At 38.2% G+C, this 21995-nt stretch carries 25 protein-coding genes; 17 read left to right on the top strand and 8 right to left on the bottom strand.

Annotation, left to right across the window (positions count from 1 at the left end; genetic code table 11):
* The first annotated feature begins 10 nt into the window (after nt 1-10).
* The 11 genes from ACT53H_RS15455 to ACT53H_RS15405 all read left to right on the top strand — a co-directional run bounded on the left by ACT53H_RS15455 (nt 11) and on the right by ACT53H_RS15405 (nt 8929).
* Nucleotides 11-1399, top strand: a complete 1389-nt coding sequence (locus ACT53H_RS15455) for a phage tail-collar fiber domain-containing protein (RefSeq protein ID WP_476009593.1) — start codon at nt 11-13, stop codon at nt 1397-1399.
* Between the two features lie 14 nt (nt 1400-1413).
* Nucleotides 1414-1707: a phage tail protein gene (locus ACT53H_RS15450; protein ID WP_476009592.1), complete on the top strand. Its 294-nt coding sequence runs from the start codon at nt 1414-1416 to the stop codon at nt 1705-1707.
* A gap of 91 nt (nt 1708-1798) precedes the next feature.
* Nucleotides 1799-2974, top strand: a complete 1176-nt coding sequence (locus ACT53H_RS15445; protein WP_476009591.1) for a phage tail sheath protein — start codon at nt 1799-1801, stop codon at nt 2972-2974.
* Nucleotides 2975-2986: 12 nt separating this feature from the next.
* Nucleotides 2987-3505: a phage major tail tube protein gene (locus ACT53H_RS15440; protein WP_476009590.1), complete on the top strand. Its 519-nt coding sequence runs from the start codon at nt 2987-2989 to the stop codon at nt 3503-3505.
* Between the two features lie 65 nt (nt 3506-3570).
* Nucleotides 3571-3912: a phage tail assembly protein gene (locus ACT53H_RS15435; RefSeq protein ID WP_368678445.1), complete on the top strand. Its 342-nt coding sequence runs from the start codon at nt 3571-3573 to the stop codon at nt 3910-3912.
* A 26-nt stretch (nt 3913-3938) separates the two neighbouring features.
* Nucleotides 3939-4052: a GpE family phage tail protein gene (locus ACT53H_RS15430; RefSeq protein WP_078204237.1), complete on the top strand. Its 114-nt coding sequence runs from the start codon at nt 3939-3941 to the stop codon at nt 4050-4052.
* A 12-nt stretch (nt 4053-4064) separates the two neighbouring features.
* Nucleotides 4065-6605 carry a phage tail tape measure protein gene (locus tag ACT53H_RS15425; protein WP_476009589.1) on the top strand — a complete coding sequence of 847 codons (2541 nt, stop codon included), beginning with the start codon at nt 4065-4067 and terminating at the stop codon, nt 6603-6605.
* A 5-nt stretch (nt 6606-6610) separates the two neighbouring features.
* The gene (locus ACT53H_RS15420; RefSeq protein WP_038347309.1) at nt 6611-7051 is read left to right on the top strand and encodes a phage tail protein; all 441 of its coding nucleotides are present in this window, start codon (nt 6611-6613) and stop codon (nt 7049-7051) included.
* Nucleotides 7052-8365, top strand: coding sequence for a contractile injection system protein, VgrG/Pvc8 family (locus ACT53H_RS15415; RefSeq protein WP_476009588.1), 1314 nt, complete (start codon nt 7052-7054; stop codon nt 8363-8365).
* Between the two features lie 127 nt (nt 8366-8492).
* A complete protein-coding gene (locus ACT53H_RS15410) occupies nt 8493-8732 on the top strand; it encodes an ogr/Delta-like zinc finger family protein (RefSeq protein ID WP_000113727.1) in 240 nt (79 codons plus the stop codon).
* Nucleotides 8729-8929, top strand: a complete 201-nt coding sequence (locus ACT53H_RS15405; protein WP_000130086.1) for a TraR/DksA C4-type zinc finger protein — start codon at nt 8729-8731, stop codon at nt 8927-8929. Before ACT53H_RS15410 ends, ACT53H_RS15405 begins: the two co-directional genes overlap by 4 nt.
* Before the next feature lie 289 nt (nt 8930-9218).
* Here the strand turns inward: ACT53H_RS15405 and ACT53H_RS15400 are convergent, their stop codons facing one another.
* From ACT53H_RS15400 to ACT53H_RS15380, 5 genes are all read right to left on the bottom strand, one after another.
* On the bottom strand, nt 9219-10514 hold the full coding sequence (locus ACT53H_RS15400; RefSeq protein ID WP_476009587.1) for a Y-family DNA polymerase: 1296 nt from the start codon (nt 10512-10514) through the stop codon (nt 9219-9221).
* Entirely contained in the window at nt 10511-11011 is a 501-nt protein-coding gene (locus ACT53H_RS15395) for a LexA family protein (protein WP_476009586.1), read from the bottom strand. The genes ACT53H_RS15400 and ACT53H_RS15395 overlap by 4 nt, the downstream gene beginning before the upstream one ends.
* A 112-nt stretch (nt 11012-11123) precedes the next feature.
* The gene (locus tag ACT53H_RS15390; protein ID WP_476009585.1) at nt 11124-11765 is read right to left on the bottom strand and encodes an SOS response-associated peptidase; all 642 of its coding nucleotides are present in this window, start codon (nt 11763-11765) and stop codon (nt 11124-11126) included.
* 28 nt (nt 11766-11793) lie between these two features.
* On the bottom strand, nt 11794-13185 hold the full coding sequence (locus tag ACT53H_RS15385) for a hypothetical protein (protein WP_476009584.1): 1392 nt from the start codon (nt 13183-13185) through the stop codon (nt 11794-11796).
* A 107-nt stretch (nt 13186-13292) separates the two neighbouring features.
* Entirely contained in the window at nt 13293-14210 is a 918-nt protein-coding gene (locus tag ACT53H_RS15380) for a hypothetical protein (protein ID WP_476009583.1), read from the bottom strand.
* Nucleotides 14211-14798: 588 nt separating this feature from the next.
* Between ACT53H_RS15380 and ACT53H_RS15375 the strand changes: the two genes are divergently transcribed.
* Nucleotides 14799-15014, top strand: a complete 216-nt coding sequence (locus tag ACT53H_RS15375) for a hypothetical protein (protein ID WP_003655138.1) — start codon at nt 14799-14801, stop codon at nt 15012-15014.
* 35 nt (nt 15015-15049) lie between these two features.
* Here ACT53H_RS15375 and ACT53H_RS15370 read toward each other — a convergent pair whose 3' ends face one another.
* Nucleotides 15050-15913 (bottom strand): hypothetical protein, encoded by an 864-nt coding sequence (locus ACT53H_RS15370; protein ID WP_476009582.1) that lies wholly within the window; start codon nt 15911-15913, stop codon nt 15050-15052.
* 26 nt (nt 15914-15939) lie between these two features.
* Nucleotides 15940-16281, bottom strand: a complete 342-nt coding sequence (locus tag ACT53H_RS15365; protein WP_034120885.1) for a helix-turn-helix domain-containing protein — start codon at nt 16279-16281, stop codon at nt 15940-15942.
* Between the two features lie 91 nt (nt 16282-16372).
* Here ACT53H_RS15365 and ACT53H_RS15360 point away from each other — a divergent pair, with 91 nt between their 5' ends.
* The 5 genes from ACT53H_RS15360 (at nt 16373) to ACT53H_RS15340 (ending at nt 20870) form a co-directional block, all read left to right on the top strand.
* Entirely contained in the window at nt 16373-16564 is a 192-nt protein-coding gene (locus ACT53H_RS15360; RefSeq protein ID WP_000213654.1) for a hypothetical protein, read from the top strand.
* A gap of 91 nt (nt 16565-16655) precedes the next feature.
* Nucleotides 16656-19385, top strand: coding sequence for a toprim domain-containing protein (locus ACT53H_RS15355; protein WP_476009581.1), 2730 nt, complete (start codon nt 16656-16658; stop codon nt 19383-19385).
* Nucleotides 19382-19654, top strand: coding sequence for a hypothetical protein (locus ACT53H_RS15350; protein WP_476009580.1), 273 nt, complete (start codon nt 19382-19384; stop codon nt 19652-19654). Before ACT53H_RS15355 ends, ACT53H_RS15350 begins: the two co-directional genes overlap by 4 nt.
* A gap of 4 nt (nt 19655-19658) precedes the next feature.
* A complete protein-coding gene (locus ACT53H_RS15345) occupies nt 19659-19949 on the top strand; it encodes a hypothetical protein (RefSeq protein WP_000382266.1) in 291 nt (96 codons plus the stop codon).
* Between the two features lie 96 nt (nt 19950-20045).
* Nucleotides 20046-20870, top strand: coding sequence for a DUF4393 domain-containing protein (locus tag ACT53H_RS15340; protein ID WP_476009579.1), 825 nt, complete (start codon nt 20046-20048; stop codon nt 20868-20870).
* On the opposite strand, the gene ACT53H_RS15335 is transcribed toward ACT53H_RS15340, so the two are convergent.
* On the bottom strand, nt 20867-21937 hold the full coding sequence (locus ACT53H_RS15335) for a tyrosine-type recombinase/integrase (protein ID WP_476009578.1): 1071 nt from the start codon (nt 21935-21937) through the stop codon (nt 20867-20869). The genes ACT53H_RS15340 and ACT53H_RS15335 overlap by 4 nt on opposite strands.
* Nucleotides 21938-21995: the final 58 nt, after the last annotated feature.

The following is a 21995-nucleotide window of genomic DNA, read 5'->3' as shown; positions in this document are numbered from 1 at the left end:
GAGAATAAAAATGAAATATAAATCTATTCATACCACCTTAGGCTTACAGTTACTTGCACAAGCCGAATCAACAGGTTCTCAAATTCGTCTCACCCACATGGCTGTGGGTGATGGTGGTGGCCAACCTATTAAAGTCGATCCCAACATGACAGCTTTGGTTCGTGAACGTTTTAGAGCTGAAGTAAATCGTGTTTATCAAGATCCTGAAAATGATTTGAAATTTACTGCTGAACTGATTATTCCAGCTGCAGTTGGTAGTTTCGTTATACGTGAGATCGGTATTTTTGATAGTAATGGGAATTTGTTCGCGGTCGGAAATCTACCCGATATCACAAAACCAGTTGCACAAGATGGTATTACAAATGATACGGTTTTCCGCATTCCTTTTTTTGTAAAAAATGCAGAAATTGTTGAATTAAAAATTGATCCAAATGTCGTGATAGCCACACATAGCTGGATCATCAATACTATTAACACAGCAAAACTTTTGCCTGGTGGTACCACTGGCCAAGTTTTAAAAAAGAAATCAAATAATGATGGTGATGTAGAGTGGGGAAATGCATCTGAAGTCAATATTTTTGTTGACTCAATTGAGGAAGAGCAAGTACTTGCAACAGACCAAACCCATGTGACTTGGTCAACAGTCACAACTAACGGATTGGCTGTCTATATTAATGGCATACGTTTACATCAAGCTGTAGGAGTCGATGGGTGGACTGAAAATGGTGCAACTGAGTCTGTACTTGGAAAAAGTTATCCAGCTGGTACCAAAATTCTAGGTGTTCAAAACGATCCTTTAGGATCTGTACCCTACCCATTAGCAAAAGATCAGAATCTTGCAGATATCCTTAACAAGCCGTTAGCTCGTCAAAACCTGAATGTTTACAGTAAAGATGAAGCTAAAGCCAACGGTTTACCAGCTGGAGCAATTGTTTATTTTGCAATGAACAAGGCACCTACTGGTTTTTTAAAGGCAAATTTTGCAGCTGTTTCAAGAACAGTATATGCAGATTTATTTGCTGCTATTGGAACAACTTATGGCGCTGGAGATGGGGTAACAACTTTTAATGTACCAGACGGCCGCGCAGAGTTTCCCCGTGGATTAGATGATGGCCGAGGTATAGATGTTGGTCGTGTTATAGGTAGTAGACAAAGCCAACAGGTTCAAAAGCATAAACATCTTTCTATGGGTGAAGCTTATGAAAATATTGTTTGGCCTTTTGGTGCATCCCCAAGTTTCGGCAAGATTGGAACAAATGGTGGGATCGATTATGACAACCGTTATTTTTATACAAATGATGGTTCTGATGTGGGAGATGCACAACCAAATCCATCTGGGGTGATTGGTGATGAAACACGTCCACGCAATGTTGCTTGGCTCTGCTGTATCAAATACTAAATATTGGAGGTTCTATGAAAGAGAAAATAGTTTACCAGTACAATCAAGCAGGGCTTTATATCTGTAAAACCACAGCTGATGAATCTCCGCTTGAACCTGGTGTTTTTTTAATGCCGGGGAATAGTACAGAAGTACCTCCACCAAAAGAATGGCCTGATGATCAATGGCCTCGATACAATGGTGTAAATTGGGAGTTAATTCCAAAACCTAAGTTACCAGAGCCAATCTCTCCAGAGCAAAAGTTAGCAGAGTTTTTACAGAGTAATCCAGATGTTTTAAAGCTGATAGAAAAAGATCAAATCTTGTAGAAACCATTTTCACAGATCAAGAAACTTACACTTTTGATTTAGTCATGCAAGCCTGTTTGTTGAATTAAAACCTCAATTAACAGGCTTTTTTATGGCTATAGATCAATACCACCACGGAATCCGTGTCCTTGAACTCAATGACGGGATCCGGCCAATCCGAACCATTGCAACTGCAATTCCAGGCTTTGTTGCAACTTCGGATGATGCGGACCCATTAGTATTCCCAGAAAACCAAGCAGTACTAATTACAAATATACAAGCTGCAGTAGCTAAAGCTGGTAAGAACGGAACTTTAGCAAAAGTACTTCAAAATATGGCCAACCAAACCAATGCTATTTGTGTCGTGGTCCGTGTACCCACTGCAGTTGATGAAGCAGCTCAAACTGCAAACGTCGTTGGAACTGTAACTGCTGAAGGAAAATATACTGGCCTTAAAGCCCTTCTCGTTGCCAAATCTAAATTAGGTGTTCAGCCACGTATTTTAGGTGCCCCGGGGCTTGATACTCAGGCTGTGGCCACTGAGTTAGTTGTAATTGCTAAAAAGTTGCGTGCTATGGCTTATGCCTATGCATGGGGCTGTAAAACAAAGGAAGAGGCTGTTGCGTATCGTGAAGCCTTTGCTGCACGTGAACTTATGATCATTTGGCCAAATTTTGTAGCATTTAATACGACAACTGCTCAAACAGAAACAGTTCCAGCGGTAGCAGTCGCTATGGGCCTACGAGCTAAAATTGATAACGAAATCGGCTGGCATAAAACCCTGTCAAACGTTGCAGTATCAGGTGTTATTGGCATTGATGCTGATGTGACTTGGGATCTGCAAGATCCAGCAACTGACGCTGGCTATCTCAACAGCAATGAAGTCACAACTTTAATCCAGCATGAAGGCTTCCGTTTCTGGGGATCTCGTACTTGTTCAGACGATCCTTTATTTGCTTTTGAAAACTATACACGTACTGCTCAAGTGTTGGCCGACACCATGGCTGAAGCACATATGTGGGCAAACGATTTACCACTTCATGGTTCATTGGCCACAGACATTATCGAAGGTCAAAAAGCCAAGCTTCGTGAATTAACGCGTAATAAATACCTTATTGGTGGGGATGCCTGGTTCGATCCGGAAGCAAATACTCCAGTTACGTTGAAGGTGGGGAAATTGGCCACTGATTACGATTACACCCCTGTCCCACCGTTAGAAGATTTGACATTCCGTCAACGGATCACTGATCGCTATCTCGCTAACTTTGCTGCATCTGTAAAAGCTTAAGGAGCATAACGCATGGCTTTACCTCCAAAATTAAAAAATATGAACTTCTTTAATGAAGGGAATAGCTATTTGGGCAAAGTTAAGACTGTGACTTTACCCAAGTTAGCCCGTAAAACTGAAGACTATCGTGGCGGTGGTATGAACGGGACTGTAAAAGTCGATTTAGGCATGTCCGATGATGGCTTAGTGCTTGAATCAACTTTGGGTGGTTTAGATCTTTTGACACTCCGTCAATTCGGTATGGAAAAAATTGACGGTGTTTATCTCCGTTTTGCTGGTGCATACCAGCGCGATGACGATGGCGAATATGATGCCGTAGAAGTAGTTGTTAAAGGCCGTCATGAAGAAATTGATAGTGGTGAATCAACACCTGGCGAAGACACAGAACATAAAGTCGTGACCAACTGTGTTTACTACAAGCTGACGGTGAATGGTGTCGTTGAAGTCGAAATTGACATTCTTGGCATGAAAGAAGTGATCGGTGGCGTAGATCGTCTTGAAAAACAACGCAACATCCTCGGCATTATTTAAGTTTCCTTCCCTTCTGTAGTCCAGTACTGCAGAAGGTTTTTTTATAACTTTTAGGATATTTCCACATGAATCAAATTGATCAAGCAATTAACCAGGAACACATCAAAAACCCAAATGAGGAAGTAGTGGCTTTAGTAGTCCCAATTCAAATGGGTGAACATATGATTACTCATATCACTGTTCGTAAGCCTGGTGTTAAAGCTCTAAGTGGTACAACTCTGCAAGCAATTTACCAACATGATGTAGATGCTCTTTGCAAGGTACTTCCTCGCGTCACATCACCAGCACTTACCGTACAACAGATCTACCAAATGGATACTGTAGATTTCGCCAATCTTGGAGGGCATTTAGTCACTTTTTTGTACCCGGAAGCTGTTCAGAAGGAAATCAAGGCTCAGACGATTTAGAGCTTGTCGATAATGTTGATGAGGCAATAGCAAATATTGCCATCATCTTTCATTGGCCACCTAGTGCTTACGATGACATGGATATTGTTGAATTGAGCAAATGGCATCGTATGGCCCTGAAAAGAAATTCTTCTGAATAAAAGAGTCCACCAATGTCAAACTTAAAATTAGAAGTCCTTTTTAATGCGGTAGATAAACTATCAGGACCCATCAAAACGATTGTTGGTGGCTCTAAAACCTTATCAGATGCTTTTAAAAAGACTTCATCTGAACTGAAGGCACTAGAAGCCCAACAACGCAAGATTTCAGGCTTTAAGCAGCTTAAAGAACAATCTGAGAAAACCACACAAGCCATTGAGCAAAATAAGGAAACCCTTAAACAGCTTAAAACAGCCATGAATATTGGTGCCCCTACTGAGCAAATGGTTAAGGATCTCGCACATGCTGAAGCTGCACAGAAACGTCTGAAGGCAGCACAGAAAAACCAAGGCTCTGAAATGACTACTTTGGTGCGTGAACTTAATCAGGCTGGTATCAGTGTTGACAACCTGGCTGATGATGAATCTGAGCTGAAGAATAAAATCCATCTCACAACGATGGAAATCAACCGACAAAAAGATTCTTTAGAACGGCACATTAAATCCCAAAAGCAGTTTGAACAAATGCAGGGACGTATGGCCAAAGCTTCAGATCTGGCTAAGAAAGGTCTAGCAATTAGTGCTGTTGGTACAGCTGGAATGGCTTATAGCTTGAAGCAATACGAAGATGCTGAAGATGCAGCAATGGGACTGAGAGTTTCAATGATGCAAGCTAATGGACAAGTATCTAAAGAATATGCCCAGATTAATAAACTTGCGAATGGTCTAGGTACAAAATTACCCGGAACAACAGCTGACTTTCAAAACATGATGGCAGTACTTATTCAGCAAGGTATATCAGCTAAAGCAATTCTGGGGGGAGTTGGTGAAGCAGCTGGTTATCTAGGCGTTCAAATGAAAATGCCGTTCGCTGATGCTGCTGAATTTGCTGCAAAAATGCAGGATGCTACTAAAACCACAGAAAAAGATATGCTGGGTTTAATGGATGTAATCCAGCGTAGTTATTACCTAGGTGTTGATAGCGGAAATATGCTTCAAGGCTTTGCCAAAATCTCAGCTGGTATGAAAACAATCAAAGCTGAAGGACTCAAAGGTGCTAAAGCTATTGCTCCATTATTAGTGATGGCAGATCAGGCAGCTATGGCTGGTGAAGCAGCTGGTAATGCGTATAGCAAAATCTTCAAGTCCATGATGGATTCTAAAGGAATTGCGAAGGCGTTAAAGGATAGTGGAACTGGTATTCAAATGAACTTTACCGATGGTAAAGGTGAGTTTGGTGGCCTAGATAAAATGTTCCAGCAACTTGAAAAACTAAAAGGTCTATCAACTGAAGCACGGTTACCTATCCTTTCAGATATGTTTGGTAATGATGCCGAGACTATTCAAGCTTTAAATCTACTGATTGATAAAGGGCAAACTGGCTATAACGAAGTTATAGCCAAAATGCAGAAACAGGCAGATTTACAAACCCGAGTAAATGCCCAATTAAGTACTTTAAAAAATCTGAAAGATGCGGCTGGTGGAACATTCACTAGTATGCTTGCGCTGTTTGGTGAGCAGTTAGCCCCTCAATTTAAAATGCTTATTACTGGGTTCACTAATATCACCGAGAATGTCACAGCTTGGGCGCAAAAGAACCCAGAACTCGCCAATACGATTGCTAAAGTCGTGGCTGGCGGTGTTTTACTTGTAGGTGGAATTAGTGCAATAGCTTTGGGACTAGTCACCATTCTTGGGCCATTAGCCATGCTTAGAATGTCGCTAGGTGTTTTAGGTAGTGGTTTTGGAATGATCACCGGTCTTTTTAAAATGTTCCTTATGCCTATTAAGATTCTTGGCACAAGTTTGCTATGGCTGGGGAAAATCTTCTTAACTGTTTCACGTTTCATGATGGCCAATCCTATTATTTTGGCTATCACCCTCATCGCTACAGCAGCCTTCCTGATTTATAAATACTGGACACCAATTTCAGGATTCTTTGTGGGCATTTGGAATACAGTTAAAACTGCCTTCAATGGCGGGATTAAAGGCGTATCTGCCCTAATTATTAACTGGTCCCCAATTGGGCTTTTCTATGCTGCATTTGCAAAAGTCTTGTCCTGGTTCGGTGTAGATCTGCCATCCAAATTCACCGGCTTTGGTGCAATGATTTTAACCGGGTTAAAAAACGGGATTATGTCCAAAATTGGTGAAGTAAAATCAGCTCTATCCGGAGCAGTTACAGGCGTCATTGATAAAGCCAGGAATATCCTAGGTATCCACTCTCCTTCCCGAGTCTTCATGGGCATTGGTAACTACACCATGCAAGGTATGGCCTTGGGTATTTCACAAAACCATAACTTACCTATTAGGGCCTCACAGCAAGCAACACAGAATGTAGTTGGTGCCGGCACTACAGCCAAGGTCACTCCAGTGACTCCTATTCGTGCACAACGCGGTGGCAGTTTCATTAGTAACGACACAATTCAAATCACCATTAAAGCTGAGCACGGTCAACCAGTGCGTGAAACAGCACGTGCATTACGAGCTGAAATGGTACGTCTCCAACAAGAAGAACGCGATGCCCGTCGTAGATTCTTAACTGATACGGAGTAAACAAGATGATGATGGCGCTAGGGCTTTTCGTATTTTCATTACGAACAGCTGCTTACCAAGAACTTCAACGTGTCACCAACTGGCGACATCCAAGTAATAGCCGGGTTGGATCTACCCCGGCTTATCAGTTCACGGGAAAAGGTGAAGATACAATTACGCTGAAAGGAGAAATCTACCACGAGCTTACAAACAACCGTGTTGTTCTGGACCAAGTCCGTCGTATGGCAGATACAGGCATGGCTTATACCCTAATCGAAGGTACTGGAAAGATTTATGGCCTAGTGATTATTGAAAATATGGAAGAGACAAAAACTTATTTCTTCAAAGATGGTGCAGCACGTAAAACAGAATTTAGCCTGACACTAAAAATCGTAAAGGAATGGAAACCGACGCTACTTGGCACACTCATAGGCATGGCTGGTGGCGTAGCTAATAGGTTGATATAAATGTTTAATCAAGTCACTAACAAACTAAAAGACGCAGCTGAGTCATATCAGGCTGAAACTGAATATCCTTTCCCAATTTATCGACTTGAAGTTGATGGAAATGACATCTCACCTCTCGTTGTCGACCGCTTAATTTCACTCAGTATTAAAGACAATCGAGGTCTTGTTGTGGACTCGGTGGATATTGAGCTTGATGATTCAGATGGGCAATTAGAAATTCCACCTGAAGGCGCAATTATCCAGGTGTGGATCGGTTGGTCTAATACAGGCCTGGTCGACAAAGGAAAATACAAAGTTGAATCCGTCACCCACCGCGGTGCACCAGACGTTTTAAGCATTTCGGCCTTCAGTAATGATGTATCTGAAGGTTTAAAACAAAAGCGTGAACGTAGCTTTAGTAATAAAACAATTCAGGTGATTTTTGAAACCGTTGGTGCTGAATATGCGCTTAAAACAATTGTGCATGACACACTGGCCAGCCGAGTGATTTCATACATTGCTCAGAACGAAAGTGATGCAAATCTAATTACCCGGATAGCAGACGAACATGATGCTATTGCTACGGTAAAAAATGGCCACTTAATTTTATTGCCACGTGGAGCCAGTCAAACAGCTTCAGGATTACCCCTTCCTACCGCCCAAATTTTTAGATCTGATGGTGATGGCCACAATTACACGACTGGTACTGGCACCGACAGAATTACAGGCGTTAAAGCGTTCTATTACGATGCTGGTAAATCTAAAAAGCTATATGTAGTGATTGGTGATAATGAGGAAAATTTAAAAGAGATCCGTTACGTTCACCGTGACAAAAAAACAGCTGAGCTTGCTTGCCAGGCTGAATTCAACCGGTGCAAACGTTCTTCCCAAAAATTGTCTTATACCTTTGCATATGGCCAACCCGAACTTATCCCGGAACAAGAGTTTGTATTCACCGGGTTAAAGCCTCAAATTGATGACATTGTATGGCTTGGTACCAACGTTACTCACAATTTAGCTGATAGCGGTTTTACAACAAGTGTTGAATTAGAAGTACAGCTACCAAATGCAGATGATGTTTCAACTCTTTTTGAGCCTGATAAAGAGGGTGATAAAGAATTAAGAAAACAAAATAAAAAACGGATCGGTCGCAACTATGCTGACTATACCGGAGTAATCATTTTTTATCGTGAGAATGGTAAAGACCAGAAACTTACTTCAGGTAATCAAAGCAATCCATTAAAGCTCATCAAAATCTATAAAACTAAAAAGACAGCAACCATTGCTTTAAAAAGAGAACAAGCCCGAATTGATAAAGCTAAAAAGGGCAAATAAAAAAAATCCTTGCTTTGGGGGAAGCAAGGACAAAAATGTAATCAATTTTCGATATAAATTATTATAAATCACTATTTATAGTGATTTTGTTATAAAATCGTAAATAATTAAACCAATAGGTAGCGAAATGGCTCGACCAAGATCCCGTTATAAATGCCCTCACTGCGGTGAACCCTTTTCAATCCGTTCAAGTACTGAACTTAATCCTTTACTCCGTTCATTTCAGGGACAGTGTCAAAACTTAGAGTGTGGCTTTACCGCTCAAGGATTTTTTGAATTAAAGATCCAGCTTTCCCCTCCAGCTCATCCTAATCCTGAAATAAATCTACCTACTCCAGACCGTACTTGGAAAATGGAGCACGCATGACAGACAAAATTGATATTGCCCAAGAACTACAACTTAAACAGGTTCAAATTCAACCTAAAGACTTTAGTCGCCCTTCTCTTACTGAATGTGAAGAATGCGGAAATGATATTCCTGTTGAGCGTCAGCGCTATGGATCTGTAACTCTTTGTGTTGAATGTAAAAATACACAAGAAAAACTTTCAAAAAGGTACTTTTAAATGACAAATTTCCAAATCTTTTTCATCGTTATTCTTGTTTTAGCCCTCATTATTTTTTGGATGATCCTGGATTATCAATTTACTCGATACATCCGTGAAATGAAGGCTTTTTATAAGGAAGAAAATCTCCAAAATAAAAGCCAAATTAAACTTAATCAACAGATCCATAATGGGAGCAATAAATGTGGCTATACCCAATCTTAATCGGCATGATCATGGGCATTATTTTAAGTAGCTCTATGTTCTTATATCTTGTCGCATAACGCCAAGCCCCTTCAATGGGGCTTTATTATTTTACAGTCAACAACCCATCAACTCTGAACGGATTCTTACTCAGTTTATCCCGACTCATTGACCAAGTTCTTCCTGGTATAAAGCAAGGTCCAACACCTAATTTTTTCTTACCGTATTTTTGGTGTACCCCTTCTAAGGTTTTCATTAACTTTTCTTTTTTCTCAATTGTTTCAAAGTCTGTAAGTAAGTCATAGGTATGGCCAGATTTTGGCTCTAACCCCGTTAGAATTACCCCACATTTTTTATATCTCACGCCCTCTTTAAAAATCTCGCCAACCATTCGTGTCGCTGCTTTAACGAGATCCATCGCACAATCAGTTGGTTCTGAAAAACCGCCACTAATAGATTTGTTATAGAACGGGACATTGGGGTCAAAAGGATTCGACTGCACGAATGCAATCATGCAGCCACATAACAAAGATTCATCTCTTAATCTGCTACAAGCATCTTGTGCGTACATACTTATAGCCTCTTTTAGATCTTCTAGTTCTGTTACGCGTGAGCCAAAAGAACGACTAGCAATAATTTGCTGTTTGGTTTGCGGTGTATGTTCTATTTCAATACATGAAATACCTTGGAGTTCAGCAACAGTTCTGGCCATAACAATCGAGAATTTTTTTTTCATTTCGCGTGGATCTGTACAAGCCAAATCAAACACAGAGTTAATTCCCATCCCCTGTAATTTCTTGCTGTGTTTACGGCCAACTCCCCAAACTTCAGATACATCAATTTCGGATAAAAAGGCTTCTTTATTACAGAGATCCATATCCACCAAATTGCACACGCTATTAAATGCTGGATACTTTTTTGCAATGTGGTTTGCAATTTTTGCTTCAGTTTTACTGCTGCCAATCCCCACGCAGCAAGGTAAACCTATCCATTTTAAAATTGTTATTCTCATGTCTTGTGCATAGCTGGATAGGTTAAAGTTTTCGTAGTAATCAGTTAGGTCTAAAAAGCATTCATCAATCGAGTAAATTTCTTGTTCTGATTCGGTCACATAAGTACCTAAAACTTTATGGAAACGTCGAGACATTTCAGCGTATAGCGTGTAATTGCTTGAAAGAACAATAACGTTATTTTGCTGAACAACATCTTTAATTTGAAACAACGGCACTCCCATTTTAATACCAAGTTTTTTCGCTTCGTTGGATCTGGCAACAGCACAACCATCATTGTTTGATAAGACAATAACCGGCTTATCAATCAAACTAGGATTGAACACACGCTCACAACTGACGTAGCAGTTATTTACGTCCACCAAAGCAAATACTTTGTTTTCATGCTTCATTTAGTTTTTCTTGTATTTTTTAAAATGAAGGTCACTACACCCCAGATAAAAAGTTCTTGGCCATCCTTTAAATGAATATCACAAAATTCTGGGTTTTCAGCTTTTAACCAGTGCTCTTCAGCATCGATCATTAAACGCTTTACGGTAAATTCGTTATCAACCAAAGCAATCACAATATCGTTATGTTTGGCTTCAATACTACGATCGACAATCAGTTCGTCGTCAATATCGATACCTGCATTTAGCATCGATTGAGAAGCTACCCGGACCACGAAAGTTGCACACTCATTTTTAATTAAGTGCTCATTCATATCTATATTTTTGTCTACATAATCCTGTGCGGGGCTGGGAAAGCCAGCTGCAACTTTTTCGATTGCCAGAGGAATTGAAAATTTAGTAAAAGGAGTTACTTTTTCAATATAGTCAATATCTCTCAAAGCATTGCCCTGCTTGAGATGAGGCCTAATTTTAATGATGGATGGTTCGATATTGCTCATAAGATCACCTTGATTTCGTTACACAATCAAGATGATAGTTTATTAACTGATTTATTAACAAATTTTAAAAATCATGCAGAATCAATAACAAGTCATAACCTGACGCGCTCAACTAAGCATTTGATCGGATTTTCTTCAACTCTTCCTTAGGCTGTGCTAGGTATTCATCTGGTGCCATATCTAAGAAAAAATCTCTCGCTTCAGTATTTTTACAGTTGAGCCAGTCATTTCTTAGGCTATCTGGAATCACAATAATTGAGCGTTTTTCATCAGTTGGTGCGTGGAACTGAGACATAAACGGATGATGGTCCGCATTGATGGTTAGCATCGTCATCGAGCGTACTTGGTGCCATTCTACCTTTGCATTTTCATATAGTGCGGCAACGGTAAATGGCATTCCATCTTTACGGTAGATCCCATACCAATGTGCTTTGCCATCGATGTATTTTGGCTCATAAATCGTATCAACTGGTATTAGTGCAAATTGGCTATTCTTCCAGGCATGACGGAAGCTTGGTTTTTCATGAACTGTTTCTGTTCTGGCATTATAAGTTTTGCGGCAAATTTTTAAGTCTTTGGCCCAAGTTGGCACTAAACCAAATTTAACTTGTCGCCACTCAACGTTCCCTTCGTTTGAAAATAAAAGTGGGCAATCTGCACCAGGGTAAATGTCATTACTATATTCAAAGGTAGGTTCAAATAAATCTAAGAGGTGAACACGGTCTTTGGAAATTGGTTCATAGTTCGCACACATAGCTCACCCCTTTTTTTAGATTCATAATTTATTCTGTTCCACCTGTTTGGTTTTTAGTGTTTTTTTCTGTATTACTCTTAGTACCAATGTTATTGCCAATTTGTTCAATTGCTTTAGCTGCGAGTGTACTAACATTAGTGGGTAAATCTTTAAAGCTTTCGTTAGTACCATCAATATTTCCAGCATCTTTACCAAAGAAATCAGGTATTAACTCTTTTCTAATTTGGTGTTTAGCATCTAAAGGAAGATCATCAATAAATGCATGAAGTGAAGCAAGTTTCAAATGTGTATTTTCACTATGACGCCAATGTAAGTAAGATCTATAAGCAAGACGTCCCGTGTAGATGACTGTAAGAAAAAGAAGCACTGAAATTAAAAGTCTTAAAGATAAATATAAAAATGCTGTTTGATGGACTAATTCGATTTCTTGAGACGATAAGCCTTTTATTGTTTCCTTTAATCCATTTGGATCAACATAACTTTTATAATATTTATTTAGACTAAGCCATGCTAATCTTAAAGAAGTTATAATAGAAATAAATGAAATGAAGGTCATCATATAATAAAGAGTTTTTTCTTCTTTAGCTTTAGTTTTATAAAACTTTGAAAATTCATTTTCAACTTCTACTGAAACTATACTAGTATAGTTCCCAACAACAATACCTAAATTACTCAATTTATTTTCTGTATTAGTTAATTTTCCTTTAAGTTCTTCTACCTTATTAATTACCTCTTCATCAACTTTTTTAAAGAAACCTTCTACTTCTAATTGATAATTCCTAGAAGCACTTAATACTTCATCACTTACTTTTTTTCTAGCATCACTTATGAAATTATCAATTTTTTCAGTTTGATTATATTCAAATTTTTCAATAGATTCATTTATAACTGATAGTTTCTTTTCAAGTTCCTCTAAACGAATCTTATTATTTTCCATTGATCTCAATTTATTACTTTGCCCCTTATCAGCCCAAATATTTAAAATCTTATTAGCCACACGATATAATTTTTGTTCATCTGCTGAGCTAGATTCACTTACTCGACTATAAAATCTGAGATCGACAAATACTTCTTTAAAGTAACTTAATAAGGCATCAAAAAATGAGGTAATTATCCAATATTCAGCTTTAGCAATCATAGCAATTTTAATATTTCTTAAATTTAAATTGAGCTTTTCAACAGCTTCTTCATGTTCTTTTAATTCAGTGCCATACATATATATTAAATTATGAAGAGCTATTAACCCATCTTTCAAATCCCAAAAGAATAATTTTAAAGACTCATCACTTTCAAAAAAGAATGTAAATTCAGGAATATAATCTGTATTTCCAGTTCCGACTCTTTCATATATTGAATCTATAATTTCAAAACTTTCACTATATAATTTATAGGTATTAATTTCATGACGTGTAAATAACATCTTCTAATCCCCAAATCACGGAATTCGAATAAAATAACCTTCAGGAAGTTCTCCCAAAGGCTCAGCAATACGAACTAAAAACTCTACGTAACAACGTTCCCAACTTTTCATGAATTCCCCGTCTTTTTAAGTACTTCCATCGCGGCTTTCACCATTTCAGTAGTGTTTTTCATTTGATCTTGCAAAATATTACTTGTTTCATCATTAGTTTTATTATCAAGCTCTCGACCAAAATACTTCAGTGCAAGCTCTTTTCTAATCTCAATAATTTGTGGGTCTTCAGTAGTAAAACTTGAAACAAAACTTGGAAAAGCTTCTAATTCCATTTTGGTTTGTCGGCATTGATCCGCAATTTTCTGATATTTAACAGATTGCTTTAAAAAATAGGTTATGAGAGTCACAGAAGTTAAGATTAAAGTTCCTTTAAAAAACCAATAATCATACTCTTTTAAGCCAAAATAAGTTTTAGTAACTGAACAAAACCAAACCATTATTATTGAGAATATAATCAAAAAAATAAAAATTATTCTAGAATTATCAGCTCTAACCTGATTTTCATGTGCAGCAGCTTCATAAATATCATGAGTATCTTTATTCTTTATCTGCTCTTTCAACTCATTTACATTCTTAATACTTTCATCTAAATAATCAATTTTTTTATTCACTACATTTTTTGAGTAACTTGCATTCAACTCATTATTAATTTTCTCTAAAATCTCAACAATATTATAATACAACTTTTCAACTTTAGAATTTTCACTAGCAATTGATATTTCATCTTTGATACTTTCAAGTTCTTTTAAATAAAAACTAATTACATTAAAGTTTAAAGCTTCCAATATATCCAATTCTAAAAATTTAGCATAAATTTCTTTAATATCGTTATGTATCACTTCTAAATTTTGCCTTGGATTAGGTATAAATTTTGCAGCATTTATCACATGATAATTTATAATTTTATTAAATAATTTATTATACAAGTCATAATTTTCATTAAACTTCTGAACCAATATATAATCAGCCATATCCCCACCCCAAAAATTATTATAAAGTCTTGACGCGTAATAGTATCTAAGCTACTGTAAAAACGCTAGATAGACATAAGTCTTTTTAGTCAGGCCTAGGAAACCTGTAAATTACGAAAAGGCGCATAAAAGTCCGTCTTCGGGCTATTTTTTTGCGAAAAATTCAGCTTTGCTGTTCTATGGCAGGCTGGATAGGGCAGCTTCGCGCTGGCCGTTACCTTTTCGGACGGTTTTCCTAGCCCTGTTCAGTCTGTCACCATTACCCTAGGAAAGTGATGGTGTCGGGTTTTAAACTTGACGAAAAGGACAAGCAAATGAAAACATTCGCTTTAAAGAACTCCCCTACTCAAAATTCCGTTCTGGAACACACTCCAATTTACGATCTAGACGCGTACTTAAAGCAAAAGCGTCGTCAAAAAATATTTAAGCTCCTCAAGCGCACCTTTGAAGGTAGTGTCTCCTCAATCATTATTGTCTTAACATTTTCCATAATATCAGGCAGATAAGCGACATAGCGTGTCGCCACCACCTATATTTTCAAAGCAGATTTTAAGAAAATAGACCCATGATCAATAGACAGGGGGAGAAATGCACTCAACACTAGACGTTAATAGCCAAAAGAAAATGACGGCCGAAGAAATACTGGAAGAAATTGAATATCCACTTGAGAACCTTCAAAACTTACTTTTTGCCTTTTCAAAAATGAAAGTCGATGATGGTTTAAAAGAACAAGAATTTAGCGCCATCATCAACACGCTACATCACCAAGTGGTCAATATTAACCGCGCGGTTCATGCCAAATGAATTAAAAGAAACCCGGCTTAGGCCGGGTTTCATTATTAATTAAATACTTCCTGCCAAACTTCTAATGCAAAGTTATCTTTGCTATAAAATTTTAAAGCAAATTTTTCATATTGTTCTGTTCGACCAAATGCATTGAAAAATGCGACTAACCTTATTTCGCTATATAATCTATCCCACATAGGTGCGATTAAAAAAATGCATAATTGCTCGTTGACAAGCGTAGTAGTACGCAGCAATCCTCCATAAAAATTCTTATCATCCTGACTTATTTCTGAAAAATTTATTAATTTTATTAAAGCCGCATAAATTTCAAAATATGTGAAGAGCTCATAATAGGTTTCATTATTATTTAAGGTTTTACATGCCTCATCAAAAGCTTCTCTTATTTTATCTTTATCAATCTGATCGATTTCTGAACGGTAACGCTCAATTATTTTTAAATGAAGTACTTTAGCTAATACTTTAAAAAAGTTATGGCTCTTAACTTCATTGTCGTCGTTATCACAAAAAGATAATTCTCTAAATTTCTCATTCTTATAATTTAATAAAGCATAAAATTGATTGGCAAAGATAGCATTTCTGGTCTCCCTTACTTGTTCTTTATGATTATTAATTGCAAGGTTTAACTGTTTTGCATTCACCTTTCTAGATTCTTTCAATGAGGTTACTTGTAACCATGTGGAATAAGCAACTGCACACATGGCTATAGAAGAAATAAGGGTGTTCAAACTTCCATATGTATCACCTACTGCCCCATATTTTTTTCCATAATCTTCAGGGTTTATAAGAAAGTGCTTCGTTATCAGCCACTCAAAAAATACTGGAAAACTTAACCAAGCAGCAATTACCGCAAAGAGAATGACCAATAATATTGGCCAATGATAATTTTTATTTTCCATTGATAACCTAATTTTTCTAAAAATAATTACTTGAATTGATTTGCATATGTCTCAGCTATAGAGACTAACCCCGAACGCATTTCTTCACGTGTTTGACGGTACAACTGAATCAGCTTTGCTTCATCATCTGCCAGTTCACTACTCTTCAGTTCTGAAGCTCCCCACAGAATATAAGCAATATTAAAACCATGATCTTCAAGCAAATCTAGCTGGTCTGTGTCTAAAGGTGCATTGTGCTTTTCATAACGCACAACAGAGTTCTTTTTAACGTTTAAGATCTCGGCTAACTCTTCTTGCGTAACAATGCCCAAGCGCTTACGTTCTTCTTTTAAACGTTCACCACGATTAGAAAAATCACCATTTTTCATACTTTTTCCTTAAAAGCACTTGTAAATCACCATAAATAGTACTAAATTTAATACCACTAAGTATCTAAGTACGATTTATGGTGATTTTCGCATGACTACATCAAATGTTCAAACTAAACCTAAACACACTGAACTCACTCAAGTCCGCTGGACCAAAGCTCAGTTAAAAGTCCTCAAGAAAATTGCGTATGAAAAGGACACAAAAATTGCCATCTACATTCGTGATTTTATGGTGAAACATCACCCCGAGTTACAAGAACCGCGCAAAGACGAGCAATTGTAATCAAAGCCAATTCGCAATGCTTACAAAGCTACAAACTCAAACAAAATATTCACATTCTCAAACAGTTACCAATAATCACGCGTGGTTTTAAATGTCAGTATTACAAAGACGCATTGATGACAGACTCAACCAGTTATTCAACTTTAAAAAGGTTGGTGACTGGTACCGTGAAGGTCTATGTCCTCAATGTGGGAAAAAGGAACTCTTTACCCATGCTGAAACACCACGTGTAGTTAAATGTGGTCGTTTAAATAAATGTGGCTATGAAGAGCACGTAAAAGAAATCTGTGATGAACTTTTTAAAGACTGGTCTACAGATTTCCCCCGTACACCTGAAAACCCTCATGCAGCAGCGGATGCTTATCTAGTAAATGCTCGTGGGTTTGACCTATCAAAGCTAAAAGGTACTTACACACAAGAGCTTTTCAGAAACGACCGTAAATATCCCGACCTAATTACAGCGACCGTTCGTTTTAAACTTGCTGAAGGTGTTTACTGGGAGCGTTTTATAGATCGTCCTGAACGCTTTGGCCGTCAGAAAGCTAACTTTATGGGGGACTATAAAGGCCTAGCTTGGTCACTAGATGATTTAGACAAGCTCTGTAATGCTCAATCAATTTGGGTAACTGAAGGCATCTTTAACGCGATTGCCCTCACCCTTTCTGGACAGCCCTCTATAGCTACCATGTCTACAGAAAACTATCCGGAAAAAATGCTGAAGAAAATAGCCGACCGTTGTCATGAGTTAAACCGACAAAAGCCTCGTATACGCTGGGCATTTGATAATGACAAAGCAGGCAAAAAGTCTATCCGTAAGTTTCATTTAAGAGCTGTTCAAAACCATTGGGACTCGACCGCTGCCCTTCCACCTTCAGGTGGTCTGGACTGGAACGATCTTTACATGCGTGACCAGCTGCACAGTGAAAACCGTAAGACCTATAAACACTACGGAGAGCTGCACATTGCAGAGACTCCGGAACAAGCTGGCTTACTCATCTACAACTTCAATGACGGTCGACGTAGAACGTTTTATTTCAACCATAACTATCGGTTGTATTGGTTCAATTTAGACATGGACAAATACAGCAAAGAGCTTGAACGCATTGAAGCAGATCCAGACCGAGACTTTCTGCTTGATAGCCAAAAACGCGAACTTGCCCTTCAGCAATGTTCGGCTGTTTCAGAAATATGTAATCGCCAGCTCAACCCACTGTATTTCCAACGAAACGAAATAACAGACGAGTCCTGGTATTACTTCCAAATCTCTACTCCAGACGACGAAATGAAAGCCACTTTTACTGCAGACCACATCTCTGCACCAGGTAAATTTGGTCCACGTTTACTGTCTGTGCACGTAGGGGCTTGGTGGACAGGCAATAACCATCAACTTTTAACATTTATGAAGCAAAACACCGAAAGATTAAGAGAAGTGAAAACAATAGATTTTATGGGGTACACCAAAGAATATGGAGCCTACATCTTTGAAAAACATGCTGTGTATAAGGGAAACGTTATCCACATAAATGATCATGATTTCTACAAACTTGGTCGCCTAGAGTTAAAAACATTGGCTGGTAGCCCATCTATCAAACTAAATCCTAAGCAAGAGTTTAAAGCGACTTGGTGGAAAGACTTTTACCGAGTGCGTGGTGCAAAAGGTTTAATCGCCTTGGCATGGTGGACAGGTTCGTACTTTGCCGAACAGATCCGCGCATTGCACAGCTCGTTTCCATTTATCGAAATCGTAGGTGAAGCCGGTGCAGGTAAATCACGCTTAATCGAGTTTATGTGGAAGCTTTCAGGCCGTGCTGACTATGAAGGCTTTGATGCAAACAAATCTACAAACGTAGCGATTTACCGTAACTTCGCCCAAATCTCTAATTTACCCGTGGTGCTTATCGAGGGTGACCGTAACGACCAAAATGGTAATGCAGTTGCTAAAGCCAAGTTTAGTTGGGATGAACTAAAAGACGCATACAACGGCCGCGCAATCCGTTCAAAAGGGTTAAAAACAGCAGGTAATGAAACATATGAGCCACCATTTCGTGGTGCCATCATGATTTCCCAAAACACCCAAATCCAAGCGTCTGAAGCGATTCTGACACGTACTTTACACATCTACTTCGACCGTAAAGGCCAATCTTTAGAAACAAAACGAATTGTCGATGAACTCGACCGCTTAGATATCGAAGACACGTGCACGTACATGACACATTGCCTAGTCAACGAAAAAGAGATTTTAGAAACCTATGCACGAAAGCTCGAGGAGCTAGAAACCGAGTTCCATAACAACGGCATTACACATACTCGTATCGCGCTTTGTCATGCACAAGTTTCAGCTCTGGTCGATGCTTTGGCCAAACATGTTTTACATGAAGTTATCGATATTGATGAAGTACTAGCAGCTAAAGAAATGTTGCTTGCTATGGCTGAAGAACGAGTAAATCAACTCAACGGTGACCACCCTCTTGTTGAACAGTTTTGGGATGCATACGAATACCTCAACAGTAGCCGCAGCCCTGCTTTCAGCCTCAACCATTACGAGGCCGATGCTCAGCAAGTCGCTATCAATCTAAACGAGGTTTACAAGGTCGCAGCGCGAAATTACCAGGTACTTCCCGACATTAAAGAAATGAAAAATTTATTACGTAACAGCCGTCGCTATAAGTTCATCGAAATGAATAAAACAGTACGGTCAAACAAATATCCAGCCGATGAAGTAAAGAACGTTACAGGTGATGACTCAAGCAACCTAGATCGTTCTCACACAGTGAAATGCTGGATCTTTACCAATCCTAGCTATGGAGCACCACAAGCATGAATACAGAAGAATTAAGCCCAAATGCTTTACCCTTTGTAGATGAAGAAGAAAACGACTTACGTGTCGTTACCCCAGCACATCCGATCGCAGACGAAGCCTATGCGGCAGTTAAAGCAATGCGCTGTGATTTCGTCAGAATCATTGCTTCAAGCTACCAAAAGTCACCTACTGAAACGGGTTACTTCATTACAGGCATATTCCCAAGTGATACTGACCGAGGCTTAAACCGTGAAGAATGGATCTTAACTTTTGAAAGTTTAAAGGGGTAAATATATGGATGTAGAGGTCTTATTAGAAAAAGTGTTGCGTAAAATTTTAAAGCAGATCGATGCCAAACCAATTATCCCGATTGAATGCCAACTGTGGGATGAACAAGACATCGCTAGTTATTTTAAATACTCACTGGACTACACAAAGCGGCACATTATTAGTAATGAAAACTTTCCACCAAGTCGTGAGCTTCCTACCTCAGCAACAGGTGATCGCACAGTTCCAAGATGGAAGGCTACTGATGTCATAAGCTTTGGAATGGCATTTGATAAATCAAATATAAGATATTGTTAAATTAATGGGGCTAAAAAAGCCCCGTATTGTTTTCTAATTGACTAATCAAATTTTAAAATACAAACTCTAAGTATCTTTATATTTCTAATAAAAAATATGGCTATTATTGATACTAGTGGACTAGAACCTTTTGCAGATTTACTAAAAGAAGTTTATGGGGATGTTGCAAAACCAGGAGTTGTTCAAGTTGGTATTGCTTTAGCAACCGTTATAGGACTACTTAATACTTGTCTGTCACCAATTAAGTTTTTAAATGAAAAAACTGAGCTTAACCGTCAAAATAATTTAAAACTATTAGCAGAAAGATTCTCTGAAATACCACCTGAAAATATTGTTGAAGCTCCTCCTGAAATTGCCGTTCCAATTGCAGAGAAACTTGTTTATGTCAGCAATGAAGAACTCCGTAATATGTACATTGAATTAATGGCAAAAGCATGTACTGCAAATTTAAATGATAAAGCTCATCCTAGCTTTGTAAATATTATTAATAACTTAAGTCCAGACGAGGCGATATTTCTAAAGGCTCTAAATCAGATTGGGACAATACGTATTAGCTCAATACATCATTTTTCTATGTATAAATCAGAATCATTTGTAAACTATTTTAAACATGAGGCCAATGAAAAGTATTTAAAAGAATTAAGTTTCCCTCAAAATGTTGCAGCTTATATAGAAAATTTTGAAGGATTGGGAGTTGTTTCAGTTAGCATTGATAATTCTTCTGAGTTAGAAATGATCAAGACCATTGAACGTTATATTCAAGATACCCATTATGATCAAAGAACTAAACGTTTCAATTTATCAGCATATGCAACCAGATATAAATGGACCCTAAAAATTTCTCCATATGGAAAATTATTCTTAGAAGCAATTTTAAATGAAAGCCAATATGAGAATACTTTAAATAATTCGACTACCTAAATAAGTAATTTACTCAACCCATTAGAGCTATTTAGTTCTTCTAAAATTTCATCATTAGTCGGGTTGTAATACGTCAATGCTTGCTTAGGATCCTTCCATCCAAAAATCTTACATAAGGTCAGCGCATTTTTAATGCGTTTGGCCATAAGAGAAGCAGCTTCATGTCTTGAATCATGAAAAGTCAAATCAGCATTTTCCAACCCAGCTCTTTTCCGTGCTTTTCTAAACAACGCATCACGTGAAGAGTCAGAAACAGTAAATACTTTTGGGCTGCCCTTCCGATTAATTTTCAAAGCTAACGTCCAAAGCTGCAATGCAAAATCATCTAAAGGTACTTTTCTGGCCATCCCATTTTTAGTTTTATCTAGCTGAACATAGCGTTTTGAAAGAAATACATGCTCAGGTAAACGGTTTACTATCTCTCCAGATCTCATACCCGTGGCCATAGCAATAAGCCATATCAAGCCTACTTCCTGCATTTTTGTTAACGGCACAGTTCCAGGCTTATATTTTAAAGCCGTTAAAATAGCCTGTAGCTCTTCAACTTCTGTTCGTCGTTCACGGTGAGCTGGCTTTTTGGGCTTTCTGATATTCTCAACTGGGTTTATTTCAATCCACCCTTTATCCTTTCGACACCAGTTAAAGAAAGCAGATAACGTCGAATAATCACGCAATATGGTAGATGCTTTCAAAGGTTTAATCGTGCGTTGAGTGACGGCACTCTCCCACTGCTTTAAGAACTCACCTTTATAAGCGCTCAATGGCCAATCAGTGTTGGGCAAATTATCCTGGTAATAACGGATCCTTTGCATTTCTTTTTTTCCAGTAGCTTTAAATCTGGAAACTTCTTCTGAGTATCGCCCCAGTGCTTCACGCATCGTAATAACTATTTTGTTTTTAAGAGCCTTTTGAGTGGCATCATTTAAAATCAGATCTCTTTCTTTTTCTTTAGCCCAGCGTTTAGCTGCAGCTTCAGTCTCACAAATTTTTGTAGGCCTAGTATTTTTATCAAAGCCAATCTCAACACGCCATTTACCGTTTTTGGTCTGATAAATAGATCTGTACATTTTACTCCTGAACTTGTGTGGGTAACGTGTGGGGACTTATACCGAATTATCCCGAAAA

The organism is Acinetobacter sp. DMC2 (assembly GCF_056314305.1).
This window is presented reverse-complemented; position numbering and strand designations above follow the sequence as displayed.